24 protein-coding genes, 13 tRNA genes and 1 rRNA gene (1 of these 38 cut by a window edge) are annotated in these 26,819 nt (G+C 50.3%); 5 read left to right on the top strand and 33 right to left on the bottom strand.

The window, feature by feature from the left end:
• Positions 1–261: 261 nt before the first annotated feature.
• The 4 genes from NST96_RS06615 to NST96_RS06600 all read right to left on the bottom strand — a co-directional run bounded on the left by NST96_RS06615 (position 262) and on the right by NST96_RS06600 (position 4,630).
• Positions 262–750 (bottom strand): ferritin-like domain-containing protein, encoded by a 489-nt coding sequence (locus NST96_RS06615; protein WP_024985507.1) that lies wholly within the window; start codon positions 748–750, stop codon positions 262–264.
• 154 nt (positions 751–904) lie between these two features.
• Complete coding sequence (locus NST96_RS06610) at positions 905–3,034, bottom strand: bifunctional diguanylate cyclase/phosphodiesterase (RefSeq protein ID WP_031933501.1); 2,130 nt, start codon at positions 3,032–3,034, stop codon at positions 905–907.
• 258 nt (positions 3,035–3,292) lie between these two features.
• Positions 3,293–3,979 (bottom strand): winged helix-turn-helix domain-containing protein, encoded by a 687-nt coding sequence (locus NST96_RS06605; RefSeq protein WP_003392195.1) that lies wholly within the window; start codon positions 3,977–3,979, stop codon positions 3,293–3,295.
• A 360-nt stretch (positions 3,980–4,339) separates the two neighbouring features.
• Complete coding sequence (locus tag NST96_RS06600; protein ID WP_003392197.1) at positions 4,340–4,630, bottom strand: WGxxGxxG family protein; 291 nt, start codon at positions 4,628–4,630, stop codon at positions 4,340–4,342.
• Positions 4,631–4,875: 245 nt separating this feature from the next.
• Here NST96_RS06600 and NST96_RS06595 point away from each other — a divergent pair, with 245 nt between their 5' ends.
• The 3 genes from NST96_RS06595 (at position 4,876) to NST96_RS06585 (ending at position 6,748) form a co-directional block, all read left to right on the top strand.
• Positions 4,876–5,268, top strand: coding sequence for a hypothetical protein (locus NST96_RS06595; RefSeq protein WP_031933502.1), 393 nt, complete (start codon positions 4,876–4,878; stop codon positions 5,266–5,268).
• A gap of 46 nt (positions 5,269–5,314) precedes the next feature.
• On the top strand, positions 5,315–5,947 hold the full coding sequence (locus NST96_RS06590) for a hypothetical protein (protein ID WP_342405805.1): 633 nt from the start codon (positions 5,315–5,317) through the stop codon (positions 5,945–5,947).
• Positions 5,948–6,268: 321 nt separating this feature from the next.
• Entirely contained in the window at positions 6,269–6,748 is a 480-nt protein-coding gene (locus NST96_RS06585; protein WP_024985504.1) for an SRPBCC family protein, read from the top strand.
• Positions 6,749–7,277: 529 nt separating this feature from the next.
• On the opposite strand, the gene yhbH is transcribed toward NST96_RS06585, so the two are convergent.
• From yhbH to trmL, 9 genes are all read right to left on the bottom strand, one after another.
• Positions 7,278–8,438, bottom strand: a complete 1,161-nt coding sequence (gene yhbH / locus NST96_RS06580) for a sporulation protein YhbH (RefSeq protein ID WP_122958340.1) — start codon at positions 8,436–8,438, stop codon at positions 7,278–7,280.
• 149 nt (positions 8,439–8,587) lie between these two features.
• Complete coding sequence (locus NST96_RS06575) at positions 8,588–10,486, bottom strand: PrkA family serine protein kinase (protein ID WP_003392210.1); 1,899 nt, start codon at positions 10,484–10,486, stop codon at positions 8,588–8,590.
• Positions 10,487–11,007: 521 nt separating this feature from the next.
• Positions 11,008–11,571 (bottom strand): hypothetical protein, encoded by a 564-nt coding sequence (locus tag NST96_RS06570; RefSeq protein WP_342405527.1) that lies wholly within the window; start codon positions 11,569–11,571, stop codon positions 11,008–11,010.
• Position 11,572: 1 nt separating this feature from the next.
• Positions 11,573–12,367: a transposase gene (locus NST96_RS06565; protein ID WP_251873633.1), complete on the bottom strand. Its 795-nt coding sequence runs from the start codon at positions 12,365–12,367 to the stop codon at positions 11,573–11,575.
• Between the two features lie 326 nt (positions 12,368–12,693).
• Positions 12,694–13,257: a hypothetical protein gene (locus tag NST96_RS06560; RefSeq protein ID WP_342405527.1), complete on the bottom strand. Its 564-nt coding sequence runs from the start codon at positions 13,255–13,257 to the stop codon at positions 12,694–12,696.
• A gap of 1 nt (position 13,258) precedes the next feature.
• A complete protein-coding gene (locus NST96_RS06555) occupies positions 13,259–14,053 on the bottom strand; it encodes a transposase (protein ID WP_251873633.1) in 795 nt (264 codons plus the stop codon).
• A 448-nt stretch (positions 14,054–14,501) separates the two neighbouring features.
• Positions 14,502–15,293, bottom strand: coding sequence for a hypothetical protein (locus tag NST96_RS06550; protein WP_003392212.1), 792 nt, complete (start codon positions 15,291–15,293; stop codon positions 14,502–14,504).
• 373 nt (positions 15,294–15,666) lie between these two features.
• The gene (locus NST96_RS06545; RefSeq protein ID WP_003392214.1) at positions 15,667–16,392 is read right to left on the bottom strand and encodes an HAD family hydrolase; all 726 of its coding nucleotides are present in this window, start codon (positions 16,390–16,392) and stop codon (positions 15,667–15,669) included.
• A gap of 50 nt (positions 16,393–16,442) precedes the next feature.
• Complete coding sequence (trmL, locus tag NST96_RS06540) at positions 16,443–16,913, bottom strand: tRNA (uridine(34)/cytosine(34)/5-carboxymethylaminomethyluridine(34)-2'-O)-methyltransferase TrmL (protein ID WP_003392216.1); 471 nt, start codon at positions 16,911–16,913, stop codon at positions 16,443–16,445.
• A 426-nt stretch (positions 16,914–17,339) separates the two neighbouring features.
• On the opposite strand from trmL, the gene NST96_RS06535 reads away from it, so the two are divergent.
• Positions 17,340–18,026 (top strand): ferric reductase-like transmembrane domain-containing protein, encoded by a 687-nt coding sequence (locus tag NST96_RS06535; RefSeq protein WP_003392219.1) that lies wholly within the window; start codon positions 17,340–17,342, stop codon positions 18,024–18,026.
• A 64-nt stretch (positions 18,027–18,090) separates the two neighbouring features.
• On the opposite strand, the gene NST96_RS06530 is transcribed toward NST96_RS06535, so the two are convergent.
• The 4 genes from NST96_RS06530 to rnhA form a co-directional block, all read right to left on the bottom strand.
• Positions 18,091–19,092, bottom strand: coding sequence for an amidase domain-containing protein (locus NST96_RS06530; RefSeq protein WP_003392221.1), 1,002 nt, complete (start codon positions 19,090–19,092; stop codon positions 18,091–18,093).
• A 511-nt stretch (positions 19,093–19,603) separates the two neighbouring features.
• Positions 19,604–20,155 carry a methylated-DNA--[protein]-cysteine S-methyltransferase gene (locus tag NST96_RS06525; protein ID WP_003392223.1) on the bottom strand — a complete coding sequence of 184 codons (552 nt, stop codon included), beginning with the start codon at positions 20,153–20,155 and terminating at the stop codon, positions 19,604–19,606.
• Between the two features lie 46 nt (positions 20,156–20,201).
• Entirely contained in the window at positions 20,202–21,401 is a 1,200-nt protein-coding gene (queG, locus tag NST96_RS06520) for a tRNA epoxyqueuosine(34) reductase QueG (RefSeq protein WP_342405804.1), read from the bottom strand.
• Positions 21,398–21,832 carry a ribonuclease HI gene (gene rnhA / locus NST96_RS06515; RefSeq protein ID WP_003392226.1) on the bottom strand — a complete coding sequence of 145 codons (435 nt, stop codon included), beginning with the start codon at positions 21,830–21,832 and terminating at the stop codon, positions 21,398–21,400. The genes queG and rnhA overlap by 4 nt, the downstream gene beginning before the upstream one ends.
• Positions 21,833–21,940: 108 nt before the next feature.
• On the opposite strand from rnhA, the gene NST96_RS06510 reads away from it, so the two are divergent.
• Positions 21,941–22,612 carry a phenylalanine--tRNA ligase beta subunit-related protein gene (locus NST96_RS06510; protein WP_031933505.1) on the top strand — a complete coding sequence of 224 codons (672 nt, stop codon included), beginning with the start codon at positions 21,941–21,943 and terminating at the stop codon, positions 22,610–22,612.
• A 56-nt stretch (positions 22,613–22,668) separates the two neighbouring features.
• On the opposite strand, the gene NST96_RS06505 is transcribed toward NST96_RS06510, so the two are convergent.
• From NST96_RS06505 to NST96_RS06430, 16 genes are all read right to left on the bottom strand, one after another.
• Complete coding sequence (locus NST96_RS06505; protein WP_024985499.1) at positions 22,669–24,000, bottom strand: purine/pyrimidine permease; 1,332 nt, start codon at positions 23,998–24,000, stop codon at positions 22,669–22,671.
• A 272-nt stretch (positions 24,001–24,272) separates the two neighbouring features.
• Positions 24,273–25,145 carry a DUF4850 domain-containing protein gene (locus NST96_RS06500; RefSeq protein WP_003392231.1) on the bottom strand — a complete coding sequence of 291 codons (873 nt, stop codon included), beginning with the start codon at positions 25,143–25,145 and terminating at the stop codon, positions 24,273–24,275.
• Between the two features lie 204 nt (positions 25,146–25,349).
• Positions 25,350–25,432, bottom strand: a tRNA-Leu gene (locus tag NST96_RS06495).
• A gap of 9 nt (positions 25,433–25,441) precedes the next feature.
• Positions 25,442–25,515, bottom strand: a tRNA-Cys gene (locus NST96_RS06490).
• Positions 25,516–25,567: 52 nt separating this feature from the next.
• Positions 25,568–25,643 (bottom strand) — tRNA-Gly (locus NST96_RS06485).
• Positions 25,644–25,647: 4 nt separating this feature from the next.
• Positions 25,648–25,722: transfer RNA gene (locus NST96_RS06480), tRNA-Gln, on the bottom strand.
• 15 nt (positions 25,723–25,737) lie between these two features.
• Positions 25,738–25,813 (bottom strand) — tRNA-His (locus NST96_RS06475).
• An 8-nt stretch (positions 25,814–25,821) separates the two neighbouring features.
• Positions 25,822–25,895: transfer RNA gene (locus NST96_RS06470), tRNA-Trp, on the bottom strand.
• Between the two features lie 3 nt (positions 25,896–25,898).
• Positions 25,899–25,974 (bottom strand) — tRNA-Phe (locus NST96_RS06465).
• Between the two features lie 27 nt (positions 25,975–26,001).
• Positions 26,002–26,078 (bottom strand) — tRNA-Asp (locus NST96_RS06460).
• Positions 26,079–26,171: 93 nt separating this feature from the next.
• Positions 26,172–26,248, bottom strand: a tRNA-Met gene (locus NST96_RS06455).
• Positions 26,249–26,308: 60 nt separating this feature from the next.
• Positions 26,309–26,384, bottom strand: a tRNA-Val gene (locus tag NST96_RS06450).
• A gap of 53 nt (positions 26,385–26,437) precedes the next feature.
• Positions 26,438–26,514, bottom strand: a tRNA-Glu gene (locus NST96_RS06445).
• Positions 26,515–26,518: 4 nt separating this feature from the next.
• A tRNA-Ser gene (locus NST96_RS06440) sits at positions 26,519–26,611 on the bottom strand.
• A gap of 3 nt (positions 26,612–26,614) precedes the next feature.
• Positions 26,615–26,690 (bottom strand) — tRNA-Asn (locus NST96_RS06435).
• Between the two features lie 79 nt (positions 26,691–26,769).
• Positions 26,770–26,819: ribosomal RNA gene (locus tag NST96_RS06430) — 23S ribosomal RNA — on the bottom strand; it runs 2,957 nt beyond the window's last position.

Here is a 26,819-nt window from a genome sequence, read left to right as displayed (position 1 = left end):
GCATTTCGGGAATGTCTCAGATTATAAAAAGTTCTCGGGCTGTTGTCAACAAAGGGTTGCCTGGGAGTCTCTTCCATCCCCCTTCACATCCCTTTGTTTATAAGCATTGAACAAGCTTCCGTTTTTTTCAACAATGCATAGGGCCAACCAGAAATCGCTTGCAGTGAATTGTTGCTGGACGTGGGACAAATCCGGCGCATATGCAACAAAAAACCAAATCAGCAACTGATTTGGCTCTCATGAACTATGAAAAATATCTTTTTATGAGCTTCCCTGGGAAAGCAAAATATTGGCGTACCAGGTGGAATGCCGCTGCTCATCCTCTGCTGCCCGCTGAAAAGCCCTTCTGATGCGGGGATCGGTAGCTCGCTCAACGATATCCCGATAAGAATCGACCGCCTCCAGCTCGTCGCGGATGGCCAGCTCTACGCCTCGTTGAAATGACTCCGGGGCCGGGACAGGCTCACGCAAAAGCTGCGGTTCTCGACCGGTCAACCGAGAATACAGCTGCGAAAAGTTTTGCAGATGCTTGATCCGTTCGTCCTTGATGATCGTAATCAAAACTTTCACATTTTCCGTAGGGGCTAGTTCTGCCAGGCGCGTGTAGAAATTTCCAGCCCTCTCCTCCCGATGGACTGCCTGCAGGATTTCCGCAGCCAGCGAGCGATCTGTTGTATCAACAGCCCTGCGTCTTCCGCCATCCTGGACAGGCAAGGGCCAATGAACATAGTTGACGGGGTATCCGTACATGCCTTCTACCTCCAGACGGTATAGGTGTTTATACCATAGCTTATGTCGCGCCCAAGAGGTGGTGCGCCCAACTATGCTCTCGCGAAAGGATTGCGTTCCCTACGCTTCCGCCCCCTTTAGCCATCCTGTCCGCTGCGTCCCTTCCAAGAGCCAGTCAGTTGTTTTGAACAGCAAGCAAGTAATGTTCAAAATCCCGCGTCGGAAGAGGCTTGCTGAACAAATAGCCCTGACCTTGATCACACCCGTTCTCGCTTAGCGCCGCTACCTGATCGAGCAGCTCGACACCTTCGGCGATGACGTTGAGATTGAGGCTTTCCGCAATCGTCACGATGGCTTTCACAATCGCCTGGCTTTCCTGATTTTGATGGATATCCTGAATAAATGAAGCATCGATTTTAATCGTATCGATTGGCAAATGTTTAATATAACTAAATGAATTATAGCCTGTACCGAAATCATCAATGGAAATTTGAACGCCTGATTCGCGTATCGCATGCAAAATGGTGATGGCTTCTTCCAATTTGACCAGTACACTTTCCGTGATCTCCAGCTCCAGCCACTGCGGATCAAGACCTGTTTCCTGAAGGATGGCTTCGATCACCTCGACCAGATTTTTCTGGTGAAGCTGGCGGGCCGACAGGTTTACCGATACTTTTAGCGGAGGAAATCCTTCCTCCTGCCAGCGTTTATTTTGCTGACAGGCACGGCGCAAAATCCATTCGCCAAGCTCGATAATCATACCCGTTTCTTCAGCGATCGGGATAAAGCGGTTGGGCGGAATCACACCCAGTTCAGGATGAATCCAGCGCACGAGCGCCTCCATCCCGGTCAGCTTCCCTGTAGACAAGTCTTTTTTCGGCTGGTAATAGATTTCAAAATGCTCCTGCGCTATCGCTTTGCGCAGTTCATTTTCCATCAGAATTCGCTCCAGCGTCTTAACCTCCATCGTCGGATCGAAGAACTCGTACCCATTTCGTCCCCTCGATTTCACTACGTAGAGAGCAGTGTCCGAGCGCTTCAGGAGATCATCCGTCTGTTCCCCGTCTTCCGGGAACATGGCGATCCCGATGCTCATGGACAAGGTAAAGCTCTGACCGGCTACCTCCAGAGGCTTGCGCAGCTCGCTTTGCAGTCGAAAGACAATCCCTTCCACCTCATCGCGCCCCGTGATATTGGGCAGGACAATCGTGAACTCGTCACCGCCCAGGCGGGCCACCATGTCATGCTTGCGTGTACAGCTTTTCAGCCGTTTCGACGCCTCCAGCAGAATCAAATCGCCGACGTCGTGCCCCCATGTGTCATTGATGTCCTTCAATCGATCCAAATCCAGGAACAGCACTGCGAGCTTGGAGCCGACCCGTTTGGCTTGGTTCAGCTCCTTGCTGAGATACTGCACAAACAGTCTGCGATTTGGCAAGTCAGTCAACGTATCATGGTAAGCCAGGTGATGAATCGTCTGTTCCGACTTCTTTCTCTCCGTAATTTCACGGCAAACCAAAACCAGTTTTCTTACATTTCCTGACTCGCTCATTACGGGAGTGATCGTCGTTTCGACCCAGATACATTTCTGCTCGAGCGTGCGGAGGCGGTATTCAATCTGCCTGCTCTTTCGGGCCGAAAACGTATGTTGAATGGCTTCGACCATAATCTCGCGGTCTTCTTCTTCGATCCAGGCGAGCAGATTGTTGACCCCGACATTACGGATATCGTAGCCGAGCACCGTTTCATGCGAGGGGGACAGGTATAGAAAATTTCCTTCCCGATCAATCACGGAGATCATGTCAGTCGTATTCTCCGTGATCAGCCGGTACTTTTCCTCACTCTGTCGGACTTCCTCCTCCATTTTTTTGCGTGCGGTAATGTCGTTTCGAATGGAGACGTACTGATACGGTTTGCCCTCTTCATCCAGAAACGGAACAATCGTCGTATCTACCCAGTAGAACGAGCCGTCCTTGGCCCGATTTTGAATCTCTCCGCGCCAGATCTCACCCGATCCGATGGTTGCCCACATGTCTTTGAAAAATTCCTTGGGGTGAAAACCCGCGTTCAGGATGCGATGATCCTGGCCGATCAATTCCTCCCGCAAATAACCGGAAATCTTGCAAAATTGATCATTCGCGTGAAGAATCGTTCCCCGGCGATCTGTAATCGCAACGATCGAGGACTGGTCGAGAGCGTACTTCACATCGGCAAGCTCTCGCTCCACCTCTTTCAGTTTGTCGGTTTGTTCCCGTGAAAGCTCCTTTGGCTCCCCCTGTTTCACAGAAAATGCGTCCGTACTCATGTTTTATCACCGATTCTTTTTATTGGATGCGCCAGCGCAAAACGAATGCTCCGGCGGGTATACAAGAGCAAATTATTGAGATGCTTCATTTTACCTTACCATATCTATACAGGTTGACAACCAAATCGGAGGTAAGTTACGAAAAGTGTACGAATTGACAAAAGTTATTATCGTCATACCTCTCTCTTCAGCAGCTCCATTTTGACAACGCCGGAATTGGCATACAAGGCATGACCCGCCTCTTCTCTCCTTGTTTCATTAGAGCTTCAATCCAAATTCTTCTGACAGCCCGCTGATGCCTGCAGCCGTCACGCGAACAGCCCGCCCATCCGGAAGTCGCTCGATCCAGCCCAGCTCAAACAGCCGTTTGGTCAGCGAAGCCCCCAAGCTTCCCGCTACGTGATGGCGGCGTTCACTCCAGTCCAGGCATTGACGGGCAAAATGGCGGCGGCTTTTTGGGGGAGGATCGACCTCAACCCCCAGGGCCTGCAGCTTTGCTTTGCCTTCTGCACTCAACAGAAAGTCCTTTCCCGACTCCTGGATCAACCCCAATTCGAGAAGCCTGTCCGTCAAGGCCACGCCGATCTTGCCCGCGAGGTGATCGTAGCAAGTGCGTGCGTATTGCAAGGCCTTCATCTGGTCCGATTCCCGCAGCGAGCGTACCGGTTTCGGCACGGCAATTGCTTGCAAGGCTTCCAGTGCATGCGCCACCTCGGGATTGGCGAGCCGGTAATAACGATGGCGCCCATAAGACTCCTGGCTCAGAAGACCGCCTTCTACCAGCTTGGCAAGATGAGAGCTGGCTGTCTGCGGAGTAATTCGGGCTATGCGGGCCAATTCGCTGGCAGGCAATGCTTTTCCCCCGATCAGACTGATCAGGATCGCTACACGGGACGGTTCTCCGATCAGCGAAGCGACTTCGACAATATCCGGACTTGAATTCACTTCTGCACTCCTCCTTCACATTGCATGCACACTTCGACATGAACCGAAGCGATTTTATACTATTCTAAAAGCAAGCTGCAGAGACATCCGCATCCTGCATTCATAGTTCGATAGTAATCAAAATGTAAAATCAATACAATACTGAAAAAATCGTTGCCTGATTTATCCAGAAAATGGAAAAGCTGTTCTTTATCTCACCGGTTCCGGCCAGGCATCACAGTTTGAACTGATCACGGTCCGGGAGCAAATCTGCACCGTAAAATAAAATACACCTCCTAAAGCAGCATTGGATTTCATTTGCGATCTCCAATGCCTGCTTTAAGAGGCGCGCTTTCATAGCTGCAAGGCAGGTTCCTATTACTATCTTTGAGGTTCGCGATTTCTGTTTCTGCCCATTAAGCCTGCAAGACCAGCCAGGCCCAGCAAACCAATCCAGCCCCAGTCCGTATCATTGTCGGCAGCGGCTGTTCTGTACGTGCCCTGGTTTACATTATTGACGCCCGCATTACCGGGCCCACCTGCTCCGGTCATATTCCCGGGAGCATTGGTTCCCCCTACATTCCCTGTGCCTCCGGTTTCCGCGTTAGCGGTCAGTCCCATAGTTGCTGCCAGGACCAAAGCCAGTGCCAAAACGTTCATCTTTTTAAACATGAAGAGCCCCCCAAACTTTTTGTTGACTTGCTATTAGCCATATTTTCCATTGGAGGGGAAAAATATTCACTCCGCGACTGTCCGCTTCTGCTGAAGAATGCAATCAACCTGATGCGCAGAATCCAGTTTTTCTTGCTGTCGTTCCTCGGACTGTTTATGTAAATTCAGGCAAGGTTCATATGACTCCTATTTTATGGTATTATTACATCTGATTAAAAAAATTTTGATGGGAGGCTTTCTGTCCCTTGAATAATCGCTCGATCAATTTTTACATCATTGCCGTGTTGATCCTGTTGGCGTGTGCCATACCGACCATTGCCAAAACTTTTATCGACGTGCACCCACTGCGCTATCTGTTTGTCGTGATATTCGTTATTGGCATAATCGTCGGATACTTGCGCTATCTGATGAAGCTGAAAAAAGAGAGCATGCAAAATAAGAGCAAATGGCTGCGATACGGGTTTGTGCTTCTCTTTGTCTTAGCCTACATGGCAATAAGGTATGGAGTACGGACTGTTGTCAGTTACGAGGTTTCCGGCGATGACTACGGCATCGTCATGGCTTTCTTTATTCTAGGCCTGTTTATTTCTTATTATGGTCTGAATCTGGTGCAGTTGTGGAAAGCAAAGAAGCAATAGGTCTCTCTTGAACGACAAGTTTTAAAAACCTAAGGGAGCTATGTTCATGAGAAAAATACGTCAATCCTGTTTGACAATGTCCTTAGCTCTCCTGCTGATTTCAGGCTGTGCTCCCGATGCTGGTGAACCTTTCAATCAGGCAACCATCCAAAACCCACTCAACGACTACCTCCATCAGGTTGATCAAACGGAGCGGGAAATTGAATTCAAACGCGTACAGACACATGCATTCACGTCAAAATCCGGGGATATCTACGCAGATATTCGCTACTCCTGCGGTGCAAAGCTTTGTGACCACGCATTGGTCCAGATTAAAAACGATGAACAGAAGGTTATCCACTTGCATTCCGGCAGCATTTTTCAGAGACATATTTTTTCCCCCGACGGCAACTATGTAGCTGTCCTATTGGGGAGAAATGAAGGGACGGAGGTTGTCAGAAACAGTGTCATGGTGATTCGCACAGAGCCATTTACCTTGGCAGAATTTCAAAGCAAAAACGAATTGGCCAGCATGTTGACTGCACCGGAGTTTACAATCCCGATCATTTCGCTGGATTGGGCAAATGACACAACGTTGAAAACCGAGATACCCGGCACAGCAGATTACACATTTGAAACGTTGGCAACATGGAATCAGCATAGAAGCAAGACGATGGATGTTAGGTTGACAGTCAAGTAACGGAATGGATGTTGATGTATATTTCTCTCCATGTAAAAACGCCTCTCTCGAATTGAGAAAAGGCGTTTTTATTGCTTCTTGGAGCGATGTGAATATTTCGTGTTCACTGACGCGGCCTCCGGTGTTTCCAGATATTGGGGAGAAACTTCATCAAAAGCTGCAAAACGAACGGTCAGGATAAAGAAATCGAAATGTGCCAGGGCACGATACTCTCATACGAAAACTAAGCAATTCAAAAGAAATGAGAACACAATCTGTGTGCTAGTATATTACACATAGTAATTTACTGACCATGACATCTAAAAAAGGAGGTTGAAAGCAGTGACAACCCCATCGAGCAAGAGGAGAACCGACACTGCTTCGAGAATCATCAAGGCATCCCCAAGCAAAATCTATGAGGCCCTCGTGGACCCGGTGGCTCTGATTTCGTGGCTGCCCCCAAAGGGGATGAGTGGCCAAATCTTAAAGTTTGAGGCTCGTGTCGGTGGATCTTATCAAATGTCTCTAACCTATCTCGATAAAGACCATTCAACCCGTGGTAAAACCTCGGAACATGCCGATGTCGTCAATGGTAAATTTTTAGAGCTTACCCCAGATGAGCGAATTGTACAAGCAGTAATTTTTCAGTCCGACGACCCCCAATTTTCAGGGGAGATGATCATGACATGGACTTTAGCAGCCGTTCCAGAAGGCACTGCTGTTACCATTCAATGTGAGAACGTACCTGAAGGTATTCGAAAGGAAGATCACGACGTTGGTTTAAGATCTAGCCTGGAGAACCTCGCCGAATACATTGAATAATTCACTCAAGAAATACATCATTCATGCAGACGAGAACGACCGTTTAACGGGACAAACGGCATTCTAGGACGTCATTCTTACTCCTAGCTGCCGCTCTTTTTTGTCCAGTCATCGCTTAACGTCGTCCCCGATCAGGTTCGAGGCCGGCTCATCGTCCTGGCGTTAATAAATGCCGCCGGGACTTCCCGAGGGCCGTTGATGGATTACATGACAGTGTGAGTAATCACATTTGATTCACCTTCGTTCTTTCCACCTGTAATGACAACCTACACCGTGCGGGCGACTTTCATCGCACACAGCGTTCTATCAACGGATCAGAAGACAATGTACAACGGGCAAAACAAAGCATACAACAGCATGGAATCCGCGTCTGCTATCGAAGGTTGACTGCCTACCCGTTCAGGGAAAAAGGGAGCCGAAACAGCAGCTCCCCATGAAAAAACGCCTCCCCCCATTTGAGAAAAGGCGTTTTTATTACCTCTTGCAGAGATGCATTTACTTTGGATACCTTGACGTATTACTTCTCCCGCTACCTCACAATCTCTTCCTTCTTCCCAAAAAACGTCCGCAGCGCTTTGTATACCTCGCCTTTTTCCCTGATCACGCAATGCATGAACTTCGGGTCCTTGATGTGCCGATAAGCGGACATCAAAGTGGAGTGCCTGTTGTATTGGTTGACCTCCCCATACCCGAACATATTGCAACGCTCCATCAATTCCTTGACCAGCTTGACGCAGCGTTCATTGTCTGAAGTCAGGTTGTCGCCGTCGGAAAAGTGAAACGGATATATGTTGTACTGTGAGGGCGGGTAGCGGCTGTCGATGATTTCCAGCGCCTTTCTGTAGGCCGACGAACAAATCGTTCCCCCGCTTTCGCCCTTGGAGAAAAACACTTCTTCCGGCACTTCCTTGGCATCTGTATGATGGGCGATAAAAGCAATGTCCACCTTCTCGTACTTGGTCCGCAGAAAGCGAACCATCCAGAAAAAGAAGCTGCGGGCGATGTACTTTTCAAAAACCCCCATACTTCCCGACGTATCCATCATCGCAATGATCACAGCATTGGAGTGCGGCTTGATGATCTCCTCCCACGTTTTGAATCGCAGGTCGTCGTCGCTGATCCCCAGCTCCATGTCGCTGTACCCGGCCAGCGCATTGCGACGAATCGCCGCGATCAATGTCCGCTTTTTGTCAATATTGCCCATCAAGCCTTTTTTGCGAACGTCGTTAAACCGCGTCTCTTCGATCACGATCTGGTCTTCGTCCTTGCGCTGGAGATTCGGCAGCTCCAGCTCCGAAAAGAGCATTTCCTCAAGCTCTTCCACGGTGATTTCCGCTTCGAAATAGTCGACGCCCGGCTGGTCGCCGGCGCCCTGGCCCTTCCCGGCCCCTTGGGCGTGATCGCCGTCCTTGGCAATGACATCCCCTACTCTGGTGTCCCCTTTTCCTTGCCCGGCATGCTTTCCTTTTTGGAAGTTGTACCGCAGCCGGTATTCATCCAGAGAGCGAATCGGAATTTTAATCACGTCACGCCCGTTTGACATGATGATATTTTCTTCGCTGACCAGGTCAGGCAAGTTCTTCTTGATCGCTTCCTTCACCTTTTCCTGGTGGCGGGTTTGGTCCTGGTACCCTTTGCGGTGCAGCGACCAGTCTTCCCTGGAGACGACAAACGGTACCGAATCCTCCATAGGGTCCCCTCCTACTGGCGCAGCTGCGCCGAATTACTCCTTCGTCAAGCCAGATCCAAAGTGCCCTTTGGGTGCCTCCTACTGGCGCAGCTGCGCCGAATTACTTCATCGTCAAGCCAGATCCAAAAGTGCCCTTTGGGTGCCCCCTTTTACCTATTCAGCAGACTGCCTACATATCGCAGCAGCTCGTTGGCACAAACAGGGCAATAGTGATGCTCATCGATCAACCTTCGGGTTACTTCATTGATCTTTTTCAATTGATGTTCATCCGGCGTTTTGTTGGAGGTCGTAATTTTGACGACGTCCTTCAAATCGGTAAACAGCTTTTTCTCGATCGCTTCGCGGAGCCGGTCATGCGTGCTGTAGTCAAATCGCTTTCCTTTGCGGGCGTACGCGGAAATCCGGATCAAAATTTCTTCACGGAATGCCCGCTTCGCATTTTCCGAGATGCCGATCTGCTCTTCAATGGAACGCATCAAGCGCTCATCCGGGTCCATCTCCTCGCCGGTGACCGGGTCGCGGAGCTTATTCATGTTGGCGTAGGCTTCCACATTGTCGAGGTAATTGTCCATCAGCGTTTTGGCGGACTCCTCGTAGCTGTAGACGAACGCCTTCTGAACCTCTTTTTTGGCCAATTCGTCGTATTCCTTGCGAGCCATGGAAATAAAGTTGAGATAACGCTCCCGCTGCTCCTTGGTGATGGACGGATGCTGGTCAAAGCCTTCCTTCAGCGCGCGCAGAATATCGAGCGCGTTGATGCACTCCGTATCCCGTCGGATCAGCGCGCTGGAGATACGGTTGATCACGTAGCGGGGATCGATGCCTGACATCCCTTCGTCAGCATGCTCGTTTCTCAGTTCGTCCAGATCGGAACCCTTGAAGCCCTCCACCGACTCGCCATCGTAGAGACGCATCTTTTTCAGCAGATCGGCTCCTTGTTTCTTTGACTCCTTCAGGCGGGTCAAAATGGAGAAGGTTGCCGCCGACCGCAGCGCGTGCGGAGCGATATGCACGTGTCCCAGATCAGACTGCTTGATCAGCTTTGCATATATTTTTTCCTCGTCGCTCACCCGCAAATTGTAGGGGATCGGCATGACGATGATGCGGGATTGCAGCGCTTCGTTCTTTTTATTGGCAATAAAAGCTTTGTACTCTGACTCGTTCGTATGCGCGACGATTAGCTCATCGGCAGAAATCAAGGCAAAGCGTCCAGCCTTGAAATTGCCTTCCTGTGTGAGCGAGAGCAGGTGCCAAAGAAATTTTTCATCGCACTTCAGCATTTCCTGGAATTCCATAAGGCCCCGGTTGGCCTTGTTCAGCTCGCCATCGAAGCGGTAGGCGCGGGGGTCCGATTCCGAGCCGTATTTCGTGATGGTGGAAAAATCGATGCTTCCCGTCAAATCAGCAATATCCTGAGACTTGGGGTCAGATGGACTGAAGGTTCCGATCCCGACACGCTCCGCCTCCGAGAAAAAGATTCGCCTGACGGGGAAGTCTTCAATACGCCCTCCGAACTCGGTTTCCAGACGCATGCGATTATAAGGAGTCAATTCCCCTTCGATCTTGATCCCCAGCTCTTCCTCAATTTCCGGTCTCAATTCATGCGGAATCAGATGGAGCGGCTCTTCCTGCATCGGGCATCCGTCCAGTGCATAAACGGCTCCCTCATCTGTCCGGGAATACTCCTCCAATCCCTTTTTGAGCATCGTCACAATCGTCGATTTCCCGCCGCTGACCGGGCCCATCAATAGCAAAATCCGCTTGCGTACATCCAATCGGCGGGCGGCAGAGTGAAAATATTCCTCCACCAATCGTTCAATCGCGCGATCCAGACCAAAAATCTCCCGACTAAAAAAACGATAGGAGCGGCTATCGTCCTCGTTTTCCTCTACGCCGGCACTCTTGATCATATTATAGACGCGTGAGTGAGCAGTCTGGGCAATCTGCGGATTTTTACGAACCAGTTCCAGATATTCAGCAAATGTGCCTTTCCACATCATCTTTTCTTCTCGGGCCCGATGCTCGGCGATGCGCTTTAAAATGTCCATGCTCGTCTCTCCTCCCTCTTAAGCCCTCTCTCTTCGCGAACGACCATGTACTTTCATGTATATGTCCGCCAGCGGCCACGCATTCTTATCGAAGCTGCTCTCAACCAAAGACACGACATTTTTGCTGTCTTTTCCTATCTGTATGCGCGAAGACGACACATGTTTCAGCGAACTTGATGATCGGATAAGCGTTTTGGCATGGGCCTGTATCGCTGCCCGTTCCCTCTGGAAAACGGCGCCAAAAAATTCATCAGAATGACAGAAAGCGCTCTCCGTATTTCCCTTGCAAACAGGGAAGGCTAGGTTATAATGGGAGTAGTTTGGTAACGAAAGGAGCAGTCCAACATGGGTACGTTTATCGTAGGATTGGTCTTTGCCGCATTTCTGTTTTTCATTCTGACGGCAGGATATAACGAAGACAAGACCTGGAATCTGTAAGGCCAAGCTTAATTGAGGCTTTCCTTTTCACATCGCTCCCAGGAAAAAAACAGGCTGCCTTTGACAGGCATCCTGTTTTTTTTCTACGACTGACCAATTAACATACAGTAAGCATTTTCGGCCTGTTCCAGGTACACACTTGGATTCGTTCGGAATCGTCTGCGTTTGGTAGCTTCACTCAAACGAGCAGACCAACGCAGGCGTTCATTTTTAAAATCAAGGTAGCTTACAGACTGAAGTCTACTTAACACATTACTCTGGTGAAGTGCGTCATCGACAAATACGACCATTTCACCACTTCGGAGGATATATTCGTTCCAACTTCTCAGACCCGTCATCCGTCGATGCCGGGTCTTCGTCTGGCGGAAGAAACGCTCATGGTCGTTGTTCGTTCGTGGGACATGCGGATGGTCGTAACACGTAAACAGGCCTTTCCAAAACCCTCGGGAGTAGCTTTTCAGATTTGCAACCATTGGCAAGTCGTCTTTGCTGGTGTACGTCTGTTCAACCCAATCTAACAGATGCTGCATATGAAATCGAACCGTTTCACTTCGTTTATCTATGCTTGGATTCAAGATCCCGGCAACGTGGTGAATCGGTTTGGACCAGCGCATCACGGTAGCATATTGCTCTTCAAAATCATCCAATTTATCGAAAATTCTGATTAGGTTTTTGAGCAGAGAGGGCCCCTTTTTTACTCAGGCATCGTTCGAGGGAAGCCTGAATGGCTCTAGCATTTTCATAAACACGTATGCCCGGTAGATCGAGTGGGGGATTGCCGTCTTCGAGGAGCACAGAACGAATGGCCGCCACGTAATCTTTTGCCACCTCTGCTTCTGTAGAGGCATCGTTTTCGATTCGCTTCTCGACTTCGCGAATACCACGGAGGCTCTTCTTGATTCCTGTCTTGAGCTTGCGGTCTAAATCGACAACAGGCTTTGCAATGTCCTTTAGATAGTGGTATTGGCAGTATTGGTACGGCACGTCCGGCAGTAACGATTCCATGGCCATTCGGATGGATTGTTGACCATCCGTAACGATCCCGATGATGGGAAATCCCAGTTCGATAACAGGCAGGATGAGTTTCTTAAGTTCTTCTGCGGAGCTACTCTTTAGATTTTGTGCAGACAGGATCGTTCCGCTGAATACTTCTCGTATGACATAGAGCGTCTCATTGCCTTTCTCGGGCTGAACACCGTCCATGGAAATCATGATACCGCCACGGTCCTGAACAACTTGCTTGAGTGCTTGCTTGACGTGATCCGTCACGCTAGCGCGGAGCAAGGTAAGATAACGTTCGTACAACCGCTGAGAATTGCGTTCTGACGTGGTTACCCCGCGCTGATTCAACGTTTCCGTAATTTCGCCGATTGTCATATGTTGCTTAAACCGAAGCTGACCAACCAACGCTAGCACGTCAAAACCGTAGGAAGTGTGTTTCATGCTGAGAAGCTCAGCTTCAGCGGATTTGTAATAGGTTCTGGGGTATGAGCAATCTGCGTTGCTGCAAGCATAAGCCATACTCCAAGCTTGGATAACACCGGCAAGTGTGATGACATTCTTTTTCCATGCGGTATGATGTCGCCTGAGTTTCGTGCCACAGTGCGGGCAATGCTGTATCTCTGGCCGAAAGTATATTTTCTTTTCAGGAATGACACGATTCTTGGGTAAAGGCATGAGAAGACCTCCGTCAAATAGGCTAATGACTAACTTCGACAGAGGTCTTGGAAATCCTTGTTAGTTAATTGGTCAGTCGTAGTTTTTTTTTTCTACGACTGACCAATTAACATACAGTAAGCATTTTCGGCCTGTTCCAGGTACACACTTGGATTCGTTCGGAATCGTCTGCGTTTGGTAGCTTCACTCAAACGAGCAGACCAACGCAGGCGTTCATTTTTAAAATCAAGGTAGCTTACAGACTGAAGTCTACTTAACACATTACTCTGGTGAAGTGCGTCATCGACAAATACGACCATTTCACCACTTCGGAGGATATATTCGTTCCAACTTCTCAGACCCGTCATCCGTCGATGCCGGGTCTTCGTCTGGCGGAAGAAACGCTCATGGTCGTTGTTCGTTCGTGGGACATGCGGATGGTCGTAACACGTAAACAGGCCTTTCCAAAACCCTCGGGAGTAGCTTTTCAGATTTGCAACCATTGGCAAGTCGTCTTTGCTGGTGTACGTCTGTTCAACCCAATCTAACAGATGCTGCATATGAAATCGAACCGTTTCACTTCGTTTATCTATGCTTGGATTCAAGATCCCGGCAACGTGGTGAATCGGTTTGGACCAGCGCATCACGGTAGCATATTGCTCTTCAAAATCATCCAATTTATCGAAAATTCTGATTAGGTTTTTGAGCAGAGAGGGCCCCTTTTTTACTCAGGCATCGTTCGAGGGAAGCCTGAATGGCTCTAGCATTTTCATAAACACGTATGCCCGGTAGATCGAGTGGGGGATTGCCGTCTTCGAGGAGCACAGAACGAATGGCCGCCACGTAATCTTTTGCCACCTCTGCTTCTGTAGAGGCATCGTTTTCGATTCGCTTCTCGACTTCGCGAATACCACGGAGGCTCTTCTTGATTCCTGTCTTGAGCTTGCGGTCTAAATCGACAACAGGCTTTGCAATGTCCTTTAGATAGTGGTATTGGCAGTATTGGTACGGCACGTCCGGCAGTAACGATTCCATGGCCATTCGGATGGATTGTTGACCATCCGTAACGATCCCGATGATGGGAAATCCCAGTTCGATAACAGGCAGGATGAGTTTCTTAAGTTCTTCTGCGGAGCTACTCTTTAGATTTTGTGCAGACAGGATCGTTCCGCTGAATACTTCTCGTATGACATAGAGCGTCTCATTGCCTTTCTCGGGCTGAACACCGTCCATGGAAATCATGATACCGCCACGGTCCTGAACAACTTGCTTGAGTGCTTGCTTGACGTGATCCGTCACGCTAGCGCGGAGCAAGGTAAGATAACGTTCGTACAACCGCTGAGAATTGCGTTCTGACGTGGTTACCCCGCGCTGATTCAACGTTTCCGTAATTTCGCCGATTGTCATATGTTGCTTAAACCGAAGCTGACCAACCAACGCTAGCACGTCAAAACCGTAGGAAGTGTGTTTCATGCTGAGAAGCTCAGCTTCAGCGGATTTGTAATAGGTTCTGGGGTATGAGCAATCTGCGTTGCTGCAAGCATAAGCCATACTCCAAGCTTGGATAACACCGGCAAGTGTGATGACATTCTTTTTCCATGCGGTATGATGTCGCCTGAGTTTCGTGCCACAGTGCGGGCAATGCTGTATCTCTGGCCGAAAGTATATTTTCTTTTCAGGAATGACACGATTCTTGGGTAAAGGCATGAGAAGACCTCCGTCAAATAGGCTAATGACTAACTTCGACAGAGGTCTTGGAAATCCTTGTTAGTTAATTGGTCAGTCGTAGTTTTTTTTTGATCGCGAAACTTGGATAGGTCAAGCTTTTCGCCGAAGCCTTCGCTCCCTTATCCTTTTGATCGAAACAAAGGAGCCATCGAAACACGATGACTCCATTCCCCAAGACCCACTACGAGGGTTGTTACACCTGATTCTGTTGCTGAGCTGCTTGTTTTGGTGCTTGTTTTGGTGCTTGTTTTTCCTGTTGCCTTGCTTCTTGCTTCGCCTTTTGCTTTGCCTCTTTGCTCGCTTGCTTCTCTGCTTGTTTCTCAGCCTTTTTTTCGGCTTTATTCGCTGCTTTCATTTCGGCCTTTTTCGCTTTGATCGCTTCCTTCAGCTCTTTTGCTGTTTTTCCAGTTGCATCGGTCCCCAGCTGAGCCGCCTTTTCCTGCAGCTTGGCAATATGCTCTGCCTGTTTGGCTTGACGCTGCTGTTTGGTTTCGGCCTTTTTGGCCTGGATCATCTGTTTGATTTCCTTCGGAGTCTGGCCAGCAGATGTTTCTACCCCCGCTTTTCCGGCCTTTTCCACAAGCTTGGCCAGCTGCTGCTCGTGCTTTTCCGCTTGTTTTGCCTTTACGGCTGCCTTCACTTCTTTAGCCGTCTTTCCATCGAGCTGTATGCCCCACTTTTGGGCCTTTTCCTTGAGCTTGGCCAATTTCTCCGCGTTCAATTCCGCACGCTTCGCTTTGTAGGCCTCTTTCATTTGCTCGACTGTCATGTTCGTGGTATCAATGCCCCATTTTTCTGCGAGCGCTTTGATTTTGTCCAGATGCTGCTGGCGCGCTTCAGCCTTTGCCTGTTTCCCGGTGTTTGCAGGTTTGCTCGCTTTTGCATGAGCTGCCTTGTCCACGGATGGCACTTCCGCTGCGTTGACAACGGATACGCCTCCCAAAAGCAGGCTCAATGACAAAATGGAAGACACACATTTTTTCATCAAAACCCTCTCCTTCACTCTTGCCATCTCCAGATTTCCTGGTGCAGGAATAGAGTAGCCAAGAACTATGTGAAAATGATGGGATAACAATGAAAGATTGTGGCTTGTCTGCTGCAGCAGCAATATACGCAATCTGAGCATGCGCTTCTCCTACGGCGTACGTCGCTGGGTGAAAACCGTACGTGTGTCTCTCGGATTTTCTCGCCATGCGATCTGAACATGCGTCCCTTCCGACCTACGTCGCCGGCGCAATCTGAACGTGCTCCAATTCTGAGTTAAATTGCGGCGCAGTATGGCGGTGGTCCAACCACCACAAAAAGAGCAGGCACCTGGTACCTGCTCAATCTTTCAGTATAAATCGCTGCCTTCAGCATTACTTGGCAAACAGGCCTGTCCGCTCCGTGATCGCCGTATAAAGCTCCTCGAGCGTTCCCTGTTGATCGACTGGATATTGCGGCTCTCCGCGATCCTCCAGCCAATTTGTCACGAGGAACGTCTTCATCCCCACTTTGCTGGCGACCATATCTTCCTGCATGTGGTTGCCGACCATGACGCATTCCTCAGGCTTGACTCCCAGCTTGCTGCAGATCTCCTGGAAGTAGCCCGGATTCGGCTTGGTAAAATGGGACTCCTCGTAGACTGTGACCAGCTCAAAATCGTCCGGAGACAGTTCAATCCAGGCCAACCGGCTATGAATGGCATCACGCGGAAAAACCGGATTCGTGGCGACAGCTACACGATACCCTTGCTCTTTTGCCGCTTCAATAATTTTTTTCGCCCAAGGGGACGGATGCGTCAGATGGGAGAGCGATGGGAACACTTCTTGATAAAACTTGTCGAACAGCGGCCACAGCTCTTCCTTTGACCAAGGGCTGTGCTCTGCAAAGTATTCGATGAAGACTTGCTCATTCGTTTTTTCGGGGTCCTGGTTCATGATCATCGTTTTGGTCGCTTCCCAAATGATCCCGAGCAGCGCCTGACTATCGTAGTTATCCCCCATATACTGCCCCAGTTCCTTCAGGTATCCTTTTACGAACGGGTCCGTCCTCATTTCCAGCAGTGTTCCATCGAGGTCAAATAGGATCGTTGTCGTGTTCATGTACGTTCTCTCCCTTGTTTGGATGATTGTCAGGCTACGGGTCATGCTCGTTATTTGAGTCCGGGGAAGCCCAGCTGTCTGAGCCCTTCAAACAGGACAATGGCAGCGCAATTGGACAAATTGACGGATCGGGTGGCGCCGCTCATCGGAATGCGAATCGTCTGTTCCCGGTATCGGTCTGTCAACTCCTCCGGAAGACCGGTTGTTTCCTTGCCCAAAATGATATAATCGCCATCACGGAAGGAAACCTCCGTGTAAAGCTTTTCTCCCCACGTTTCCACGAAGTAAAACGTACCGGCGTTTTCCCCCTGCTCGCGGACGAAATGGTCGAAATCATCGTAGTGATGCACCTGTACCGCGTGCCAGTAATCAAGACCTGCCCGCTTTAAATAGCGGTCGTCTGTGGAAAAGCCGAGCGGATGAATCAAGTGTAAATGCGCACCCGTAGCAGCACAGGAACGGGCAATATTTCCCGTGTTGGCAGGGATGAGCGGCTCATGAAGGACGATGTGTAACGGCATAATCAAAAATCTCCTTGGTTACCGGACTTTCAAACATCCTCTATTATACATAAACAGACATAGGGAAGGCCACCCGTTTGCCCCGTTGGAATGGCTTTGTAACAGGCTCCGCGTTTAACACTGATTCGCTTCATCCGTTTTGTATCGTATCGCCTTTTTCATAAAACAAGTTTTTCTTATCATCCCTTTTTCATAAGATCCGCTATTCATCTCATCCTCTTAGGAGATCATCTTCTTATCGGATCATTCCTATCCAGCCGATTCTGAAGGAGGAAATCCGCCCACTCTTGCAATCGCAATAACCTTCACTTTCCAACAAGCGTGTAACGAACATTGCTTTTGAAGACGCCACTTCCTGTAACAAATCAGAGGTGTCCTGCATCAAAAAGAAAACGGGTATCGCACCGAAAGGGAGTGGCCTTGCAAATGCGTTTGTTTCGTTTCCTTGCCTTTATCGTCAGTCTGCTTTTTCTCCTTGCTGTATTTTGGATCAAGTGGCCGCAATTTTCTTTTTTCCGCACGCCTGAAGCCCTGAGTATGATTTCCGGATATTTGGCATTCCTGCTGATCAGCCTCACTTTGCTGCTCGGTCCAATCAAACAGTGGCTTGCGCGCTTTGCCCCCCAGCTTTTGTTGCTCCGAAGAGACTTGGGCATTATCGGCGGCGTGTGTGCACTGGTCCACGTCGCACTCGTCCTGTTTATTTTCGAAAAAGGGCCTCAGCTGCATTTTTTGCAAAGCGATATAACCGCAAAAGGGTGGCTCGGTCTTTTCTTCCTGGACGCCAGTGTCTACGGCGGCGGACTGTCTCCCAATTTTACTTTTACCGGCATAGCCAACTACATGGGTCTGATTGCTTTTATCCTCCTGTTCTGTCTCTGGATTACGTCTTCCCGCTATGCAGAGAAGCTGCTTGGCGGCTCCAGCTGGAAACGCATCCACATGAGCAATTTCCTGTTATTTGTCCTGGTCGTGTTTCACGCCCTCATCTATGTGAATTCGATAAAAGGCGAACCGCATACTCCGGGCGATTTTTTGTGGATAGCCGGAATTGTCGTCGCCATTCGTCTCATTGCCTTTGTAAAAACCGTCTTCTTGCGCCGGACAAAATGAATAAGGCCTCTCGCACAGAGAGGCCCTGTCTTGTTTATGGATAGCCAACAGACTCCGCATCCGATCACGTTCCACGGATGCGAAAAAAAGCGTACCGGATTTGCGGGGTATAGGCCGTCGAATCGCGGTAGTCCCAGTAACGCAGGCGGCTGTTGGTTGTATTTGCATTGACCAGAGGCATGTTGTTCGCGTCTTTTGCCACGACGATGGTATTGTGCTGGAATCGTCCGTCGCCGTTAAAATCATAGCAGATGATATCTCCCGGCTCCAACTGCTCGACAGAGGGCACTGCCACTGCCCGCATCGGCGGCCGGCCAGACTTTAAGAGCAAATATAAACTATGTGCCACCGTCCAGCTGTAGCTCCAGTTGGCACCTTTTCCGCTGCCCCGCATCCACCAGCCCTTCCCCTGTTCCCGGGAAAAAAGCATCGGAATCCCGCCTGCATGCAAGCATTGCGAGATAAAGTTCGTACAGTTATCAGTAAAGAGCGGATAGGCAGGATTGGCTGTATTCCAGTATCTCTCCGCATACGCGATAGCCCGACCCGAATTGTATCCTCCTGCTCCGTGCACGAAAAGAGTAGGGAGGAGATTATCCTCGGGTTCTTCTAGAGTTGACAGCGTTTCTTTCGTTTCGTCAGACAAGGCTCCGTCACCTTTGATTTCTTCGATATGATCGACATGCCATCCTCCGTCTGCGCGGTTCAGGATGACACGCAAAATTCTCTCTGCTTCCTCTACTCTGCTCTCTCCCTTTAATGTATACCATCGCTGGACGTTCCAGCTCATGCAAAGCTGAATTTCTCTGCCCTTTTCCATCCAGAAGAGGGGGATGGCACGCCCGTGAACAGCGGTAGTAACCGCCCCTCTCTCCTGAAGCTGATCTTCCCAGCGCTGCCACTGTCTCCAAAAGAGCGATTCCCGTATTTTCCCTTCTTTCCAAAACGGCCAGATGCGTTCGTAACCCTGATCAACTCCGTAGCGGTGAACGTCATCCAGATAGTCCTTTAGAAACTGCTGCCATTCTTCTTGATTCACAGCCGCCGCTGAATCCTGCCGGTTCACCAATGCACTTCCTCCCCTCTTTCTAGTCTGTCCTGCCGGGCTCCTGTGCGTCCTGTCAGGCTCCTGTGTCTCCTGCCGGGCTCCTGGGTGTTCTGTAAAGCTACTGTGTGCCTGTAAAGCTACTGTCTGCCTGTAAAGCTACTGTCTGCCTGTAAAGCTACTGTCTGCCTGTAAAGCTACTGTCTGCCTGTAAAGCTACTGTCTGCCTGTAAAGCTACTGTGTGTCCTGTCAGGTAGCCTGTATCTCTCGTCAGGCGTCTGTTGTCTCTTCAGGCTCAGGCTCCAATGCGTCTTGTCACAAACCTGTACGTCCTGCCACATACCTTTTATTTCATGCATGCCTTCCATGCTGATAAAATATGATCCGACACATTGATTCAGAAGAAAAAGATACCAGCAGGAGCCCTCCTCCGCGGCTGTTTTTGGAACAGCCGGAAAGCCGAGTCACACTTGGATCTTTCTATTCTCGATGTTCCAGATGCTCGCAAAACCAATAAAAAAGCTATCCGGACTAGCGGATAGCTTTTGCTGATTCGATGGAAGGAGCGGGGGTTCCTGCTCCTTCCAAAGCTAATAGTTGCTCTTTAATGGATAAGCCGCCTCCGTAACCGACAAGCGCTCCATTTGAACCGATTACCCGATGGCAAGGAACGATGATCGGAATCGGGTTGCGGTTATTCGCCCCGCCAATCGCCCGGACCGCTTTTGCCTGCCCGATGGCCAAAGCGATCTCCTTGTACGATCTTGTTTCCCCATACCCGATCCGGGTAAGCTCATTCCACACAGCTTTTTGAAATGGGGTCCCGAACAGTAGAATCGGAACGTCAAACCGCGTCCGCTTTCCGGCAAAATACTCTTCCAGCTCAGTTTGCACAGCCTGATTCAATGCAGCATCTTTCTCCAGATTTGCGCCGAGAAAGGTTTTGCGAGCCCACCGCTGCAGCAGAGGAAGCGCGGATTCCTCGTCTCCAAATTCAATATAGCACAGCCCTTCCTTTGTAGAAGCTAATAACAACGGTCCGATCGGTGAGTCCATGGTGGTGTAACCTATCGTTTGTCCCACTTTATCATTCCTCCCTTGCCGTTTTTTCTTCTCCTGTAAACGTGTGCTAACTGATCTCTTCCGTTTTTTCCCGGGAAACAGTCCCTTTCCGCAGAGAATGGACCTGCTGCAGCATCGAGATTCCCTTCCGAATCTCGGCCATAACTTCTTCCGATTGTTCCTGTTCTGCTGCCTTGTAAAGAGCCTCTGCTGCTGCTTCACCGCCAATTTTCCCAAGAGCCCATGCCGCTGTACCTCTGATCACTTCCCGCGGATCGCTTTGCATCAATCGGATCAGATCCGGTACAGCGGATTGATCCCGAAAGTGAGCCAAGGCGAGAATCGCATTTCGCTGAATAGGCTTTTTCCCTCGCCATGAAGAGGAGGAGTGGCCGAACTTTTGCTTGAATTCCTTGTTGCTCATCTGCAGCAGGGGCAGCAGCAATGGTTTGGCCAGCTCCGGGTCCGGCTGAAACTCGGGATGATGCTCAAAATGCAGGCCCCGGTTTTTGGGACAAACCGTCTGGCAAGTATCGCAGCCATACAATCGATTGCCGATCTTGCTTCGGTACTGATCGGGAATAAAACCCTTTACCTGTGTCAAAAAGGCTACGCATTTCTGCGAGTCCAGTTGTCCTCCCTGAACAAGCGCCCCGGTCGGGCACGCCTCCACACAAAGATTGCAGTCGCCGCAGCCTTCTTCTACCGGTGTATCCGGTGGCAGCGGAAGATTGGTCAGCATCTCGCCTAGATAAACCCAAGAACCGAATTCAGGGGTAATGAGCGCACAGTTTTTTCCCACCCAGCCGAGGCCGGCTCTTTCGGCGACCGCCCGATCCGAAAGCGCTCCGGTATCGACCATGGACTCAAGCCGGGCATGCGGCTCCAGTTGTCTGATGTAATCAGCAAGCTTGTCCAGCTTCTCCCGGAGGACATGGTGGTAGTCGGTCCCCCAGGCTGCTCGGCACATAATTCCTCGATACGCCCCCGGCTCAGACTTGGGCGGATTCTTCAGCTTGGATGGATAAGCCAGTGCGATCGAGATGATGGAACGAGCCCCTTCCAAACTCAGCGAAGGCTCGGTTCGTTTGTCCAAATCCGGCTCTTCAAAGCCGGATTCATAGCCTTTTTCCCGGTGCTCTACGAGACGCTGCTTCAAGGTAAGAAACGGGTCAGCGCTGGCAAAACCGATCTTGTCTATCCCCATTTCCTTGGCATAGCGGATGATGGCCTGCTTTGTGTCTTCCCAGTATTGGCGCTCGTTCACAGCTTCTTGATCGCTCCTGTTGCCAGCTCATCGCAGCGGTTGTTCCATTCATTGTCTGCATGCCCTTTTACCTTGACGTACTGAACGGTATGAATCTCCATCAGCCGCAGCAATTCCTTCCACAAATCCTGGTTTTCCACTGGCTGGTTCTTGCTGTTCTTCCATCCGTTTCGCAGCCATCCCTTGTACCAGCCTTGCTGAAAGCAATTTACCAAATAAGCGCTATCGCTATATAGAGTGACCTTGCAAGGCTCCTTGAGGACGGACAATGCCTCGATCGCGGCCTTCAGCTCCATCCGGTTGTTGGTCGTTCCCTGCTCGGCACCGGACATCTCCTTTTTATGTTCACCATACATCAACACGGCTCCCCAGCCTCCTGGGCCGGGATTGCCGGAACATGCTCCGTCGGTATATATCGTAACTTCACGCATCGTCAGGGAATCCCTCCTGTCTTCTTCTTATTGTATCGAAGGATAGTCGCGATCACAAAATTTTTTTGCTATACTACCAAAAAATGCTGTACGCAGGGAGTGATCGCCATGAAGGTACGGCTTGCCAAAGAGGTAGCCGGGATTCTTCCTTCGTTTTCGCTGGGAGTTATTCATTATACAGACGTTACCGTAAGCACTTCTCCAAAAATGCTTCAGGGACGGATTAATCTATTTGTGGAGTCGCTGCGTCTGGAGCACGAGCTGTCGCAAATTACGGAAATCGCAGGGGTTCAGCACTGGCGCTCGGCATTTAAACGCCTCGGCATAGATCCGGGCCGCTATCGCCCCTCCTCGGAAGCGCTGCTGCGCAGACTCCTCCAAGGGAATGCCTTCTTTTGGATCAACAGCGCTGTCGACGTAAACAATTTTTTCTCCATTCTGCAAGCCCTGCCTTACGGTATATATGATGAAGCACAGATACAGGGAGACGTCGTCTGCCGCTTGGGACAGGCCACGGATGTTTACCAGGGCTTAAACGGCAGAGAAGTACATATGGAAGGCAAATTGGTTCTGGCCGACGAGCTGGGGGCATTCGGCAGTCCGATCGTTGACTCAAAGCGCACCCCGGTTTCCGAAGAAAGCAAGCAGCTGATGCAGGTCATCTTTTTCCATGAACAGCTTACACTTCCCGAGCGCGAGGAAATCATGGGGACGACAGCCAGAATGTTCACGGAAATCAACGGAGGCCTCGTTTCATCCTCGTACATCGTCACCGGCTGATCTGAAGCAACATCCCACGATATGTTCCCCGCAACTCTCAGGAAAAAGACGGCTCGTCACTCGGACTGGCCGTCTTTTTCCGCTATTTCTTCTGGTTTTTGCCGAAACACGACATGCTCCAGAACCAGGCTGACCAACACGCCAAGCAGCAATCCGTTTCCAAACAGGAAGCTGGCCAGGGACGGAAGATGCTGCCAAGCTGTCGTCGGAACGAACATAACGCCGATCCCGACGAGGATTGAACTGCCTGCCACGGTAATTGCCCGAGTGTCCAGCTTGACGGAGGCGATGTCCTTCAAGCCGAAGCCAAGGAGCTGCGTGTAGGTAATAAACATGCCAGCATATGCGACAGGCGTAGGCAATGCAGCCAGGAACTGAGATACGGCCGGCAAAAGGCCGATCAGCATCATCCCTGCCATCGCTACCAAAAACGGGAGACGAGCTGCCATTTTGGTCGTTTCGATCACTGCTGCGGCGATCGAAAGCGGAATCATTCCGACAACACCGGATACACCGGACAACATGTGGGAAACGCCCGTAAATACCCCGCCACGGTTGTACTGGCTCACTGTCGGAGGTGTTTGGGTTGCTTTGCCCATCACATTCATGCTTGTTACCAGGTTGGTAAGCAGAACGAAGCCTGTCAACAGACTGGTCAACACCACGCCCCAGTCCCACCTCGGTTCACCCCAGAAAAACAGGGTTGGCATCACGATCCATTGATCCGTATGGCGTACCGGTTCCGTCCAGCCTAGCACAGCAAACAAGATCCAGCCGGCCGCCATCCCGAGCAGCACGGCAAAGCTGGCAAACCGCTTCGTTCGCAAAAATATCAGGACCAGAGCAACGATTAATACGGAAACCAGGGCGATCCCGGGACTTACTTCTTTCGCGTGCTGATAGCCAATACCCAGCATGCCCGATACGATGCTGCTGCATAAGGACACTGCCAGAAGCACCATGTATGTGCCTGAAACAAGAGGAGTAAACCAGCGTTGGATTTTTCCGATCCACCCGAGCAGGCCAAACAAAAAGAACATCGCACCGGCCAACAGCAGCCCAAGCTGGAACGACTGCCCGATTTCCCGCGGAGCGATACCCACACTGGTTCCGATTTGCGCCAAAATGATAAAGATTCCCCACCATAGCCCTGCCGGCCCTTCGATCATCGGATATCGATGGCCGATCCATACTTGCAGGAAGGACGCCAGTCCGACGAAAAACATGGTCTGCTGCATCAGGAGGCCGACCTCATCAGGGGTAAGTCCGTAAATGTCTCCAATCGCCAACGGTACGGCGACACTGCTGGAGACAGTGACGATCATCCATTGCAAAGCTGACAGAATGGTCGTTCCAAATGGAGGCTTCTCATGTAACCCATATCCCACTTCTCACACCTCTACTCTCGATTCCCATCTGCTGAATCACATCGCAGAATCCTACTCTTACGGCGTCGACGATCCTTCAAAAGAAAAGAGAAAGCACGCCATGGTAAGCGTGCGTTTTGTCTATGCCTTCAATAAGGATAGCATTCACTGAAGAGCGTCAGGGAATCCTTTTCGTGACCTAGTTATTTTAACATAAGAGGACGAAATGTGTATCTGTGAATCTGCTCCCGACCACATTTTGCAGGAAGGCGATTATGCTCATTTGCTTGGCTTTATTCTAACAAGGAAGCGGCTGAAGCACCTGTAGTCACAAATAAATCGAGAATATCTTTTGCCGTTTTTGCTTGTTCCGCTTGGCAGGAAATTTCCATTTTCAAAAACCTCTGGCTTCCTTCTTGGGAAAGGTGATGCGCCACACCAGAGATGTGATAACCGTCTGGAGAATCGGCGAGGAGATATTGTACGGTTGTTGGGGAGACCAGCGTCCTTTCTTTAAATGCAACTTTCGCAGAGATCGGAAATCCTTGTTCCTCTGCCCACTTCTCCTTGTCCGGGAAGTATGTTCCAATCGAGGTAATCGCGCATCCTTGGCATCCTCCGGCGTTGTCGGAGTAGTTGAGCTTCTGGTTCGGATCATGCGGATTAACCAGTTCGATGCCAATCGATCCATTTGCGCCAATACCAGCTTGCCCTAAGGTCCAATCCCGCGGTCCGATAAAAAATACGCTTCCTCCCCCCAACACATCCATCCAATACGCACCAAGCTCATCCTTGCTTGATTGCGGAATCGATAATGGAATCACCGGGTATGGCTTTTTGGGCCCAACAGTCTGCGGCTGGTCCCCATCGATGTAAAATTCAGCCTTAATCACTTTTAGCGGAAGCGAAGTGATCGTCTCTCCAGTTTTGCCTTGAAACGATACTTGGCCTGCTTCAATCATAAACGAAGCGGGCAGTTTTTCAGCTGCGTCCTCCTTTTGAACAGGTGAATCATTCAAAATAGCTGCTGCAGCTGCGGTAATCTCGCCAGGCTTTTCCGTATGCAATGCTGCCTGTGGCCCAGTGGAACATCCCACTGCTGCGAGAGACAAACCAACCATGAGCAGGTTCTTGAAACGTAACGCGCTTCTCTTTTCTTTCCCCATGTGTTACCCCATTCTTTTCCTATTTCGTATTCATTTTAAAGACGGTTCCCTTTGCTGTTTCGTTACGCAAAGTAAAGTGTGTAAAAATACTTTTGTATCGGAGTGTACGGTTTCCGCTCTGCCGCAGGTTTTGTTATCAGGTGATAGTTATCATGAAACATAAAAAAGAGGAACCCATAATGGATTCCTCCTTGGTCAAGCATATGGTGCCGGTAGAGGGACTTGAACCCCCACGGTTTCCCTCACGATTTTGAGTCGCGCGCGTCTGCCAATTCCGCCATACCGGCACTGTTCTATGGAGGAGGCACCCGGATTTGAACCGGGGATAAGGGTTTTGCAGACCCGTGCCTTACCACTTGGCTATGCCTCCGTATTATGCATCAAAATGATGCTTCATAAATAAAATTCTGTTATGGTTTCAATGGAGCGGACGACGGGGCTCGAACCCGCGACCTTCGCCTTGGCAAGGCGACGCTCTACCAATTGAGCTACGTCCGCAAAGTGGCTGGGGCACTAGGATTCGAACCTAGGCATGACGGAGTCAAAGTCCGTTGCCTTACCGCTTGGCTATGCCCCAATATGTGATTGAAAATGGGGCGATCGATGGGAATCGAACCCACGAGTGTCGGAGCCACAATCCGATGCGTTAACCACTTCGCCACGACCGCCACATAGTTGGCAGGGGCAGTAGGAATCGAACCCACACCAAAGGTTTTGGAGACCTTCGTTCTACCGTTAAACTATGCCCCTACATGGTGGCTCGGGACGGAATCGAACCGCCGACACGAGGATTTTCAGTCCTCTGCTCTACCGACTGAGCTACCGAGCCAAATTATATTTGCCATTATAACAAAAATGGCGGAGCTGACGGGACTCGAACCCGCGACCTCCGGTGTGACAGACCGGCGTGAACTCCAACTTCACCACAGCTCCATGCATTATAAGATTACATTTGGCTGCACTTGAAAAACTGCTGCCAATCTACTTGAGCAATGGTATGTACAAACGAGGATCAAGTAGAAAATTTGGTTGCGGGAGCAGGATTTGAACCTGCGACCTTCGGGTTATGAGCCCGACGAGCTGCCAGACTGCTCCATCCCGCGACGATGAGGGTGAACCGGTACGGAGAGATCCCCGTAGCCGATGCCTATGAACGAAGTATATGGTGGAGGCTGACGGGATCGAACCGCCGACCCTCTGCTTGTAAGGCAGATGCTCTCCCAGCTGAGCTAAGCCTCCAGAATCCTTCGCAAAGCTCCGGATGTTACCCGACAATTTGCGAAGCACTTGTATGGTGACCCGTAGGGGATTCGAACCCCTGTATGACAGCGTGAAAGGCTGCTGTGTTAAACCGCTTCACCAACGGGCCATGATGGCGGATGGAGTGGGATTTGAACCCACGAGACGAGTTATCCCCGTCTACACGATTTCCAATCGTGCTCCTTCGGCCGCTCGGACATCCATCCATATGGCTCCTCGGGAGGGACTCGAACCCCCGACCGATCGGTTAACAGCCGATTGCTCTACCAACTGAGCTACCGAGGAACAATGATAAAGGCACTAACGCAATTCATGCAGCTTCGCGCCTTCAAAACTGGATATGCATATGTGCTAAAGGATTTGTGTGGATAAGTCCTCGACCGATTAGTATTCGTCAGCTCCACGCGTTGCCGC

The sequence above is a fragment of the Brevibacillus sp. FSL K6-2834 genome (genome assembly GCF_038592925.1).
GTDB classification, from domain to species: domain Bacteria; phylum Bacillota; class Bacilli; order Brevibacillales; family Brevibacillaceae; genus Brevibacillus; species Brevibacillus borstelensis.
This window is presented reverse-complemented; position numbering and strand designations above follow the sequence as displayed.

Excerpts from the sequence above, each read along its gene's own strand:
- NST96_RS06615 (WP_024985507.1), bottom strand. The coding sequence starts at position 750 with ATGTACGGATACCCCGTCAACTATGTTCATTGGCCCTTGCCTGTCCAG.
- NST96_RS06610 (WP_031933501.1), bottom strand. The coding sequence starts at position 3,034 with ATGAGTACGGACGCATTTTCTGTGAAACAGGGGGAGCCAAAGGAGCTT.
- NST96_RS06600 (WP_003392197.1), bottom strand. The coding sequence starts at position 4,630 with ATGTTTAAAAAGATGAACGTTTTGGCACTGGCTTTGGTCCTGGCAGCA.
- NST96_RS06590 (WP_342405805.1), top strand. The coding sequence starts at position 5,315 with ATGAGAAAAATACGTCAATCCTGTTTGACAATGTCCTTAGCTCTCCTG.
- yhbH (WP_122958340.1), bottom strand. The coding sequence starts at position 8,438 with ATGGAGGATTCGGTACCGTTTGTCGTCTCCAGGGAAGACTGGTCGCTG.
- NST96_RS06575 (WP_003392210.1), bottom strand. The coding sequence starts at position 10,486 with ATGGACATTTTAAAGCGCATCGCCGAGCATCGGGCCCGAGAAGAAAAG.
- NST96_RS06565 (WP_251873633.1), bottom strand. The coding sequence starts at position 12,367 with ATGAAACACACTTCCTACGGTTTTGACGTGCTAGCGTTGGTTGGTCAG.
- NST96_RS06555 (WP_251873633.1), bottom strand. The coding sequence starts at position 14,053 with ATGAAACACACTTCCTACGGTTTTGACGTGCTAGCGTTGGTTGGTCAG.
- NST96_RS06550 (WP_003392212.1), bottom strand. The coding sequence starts at position 15,293 with ATGAAAAAATGTGTGTCTTCCATTTTGTCATTGAGCCTGCTTTTGGGA.
- NST96_RS06545 (WP_003392214.1), bottom strand. The coding sequence starts at position 16,392 with ATGAACACGACAACGATCCTATTTGACCTCGATGGAACACTGCTGGAA.
- trmL (WP_003392216.1), bottom strand. The coding sequence starts at position 16,913 with ATGCCGTTACACATCGTCCTTCATGAGCCGCTCATCCCTGCCAACACG.
- NST96_RS06535 (WP_003392219.1), top strand. The coding sequence starts at position 17,340 with ATGCGTTTGTTTCGTTTCCTTGCCTTTATCGTCAGTCTGCTTTTTCTC.
- rnhA (WP_003392226.1), bottom strand. The coding sequence starts at position 21,832 with ATGCGTGAAGTTACGATATATACCGACGGAGCATGTTCCGGCAATCCC.
- NST96_RS06510 (WP_031933505.1), top strand. The coding sequence starts at position 21,941 with ATGAAGGTACGGCTTGCCAAAGAGGTAGCCGGGATTCTTCCTTCGTTT.
- NST96_RS06500 (WP_003392231.1), bottom strand. The coding sequence starts at position 25,145 with ATGGGGAAAGAAAAGAGAAGCGCGTTACGTTTCAAGAACCTGCTCATG.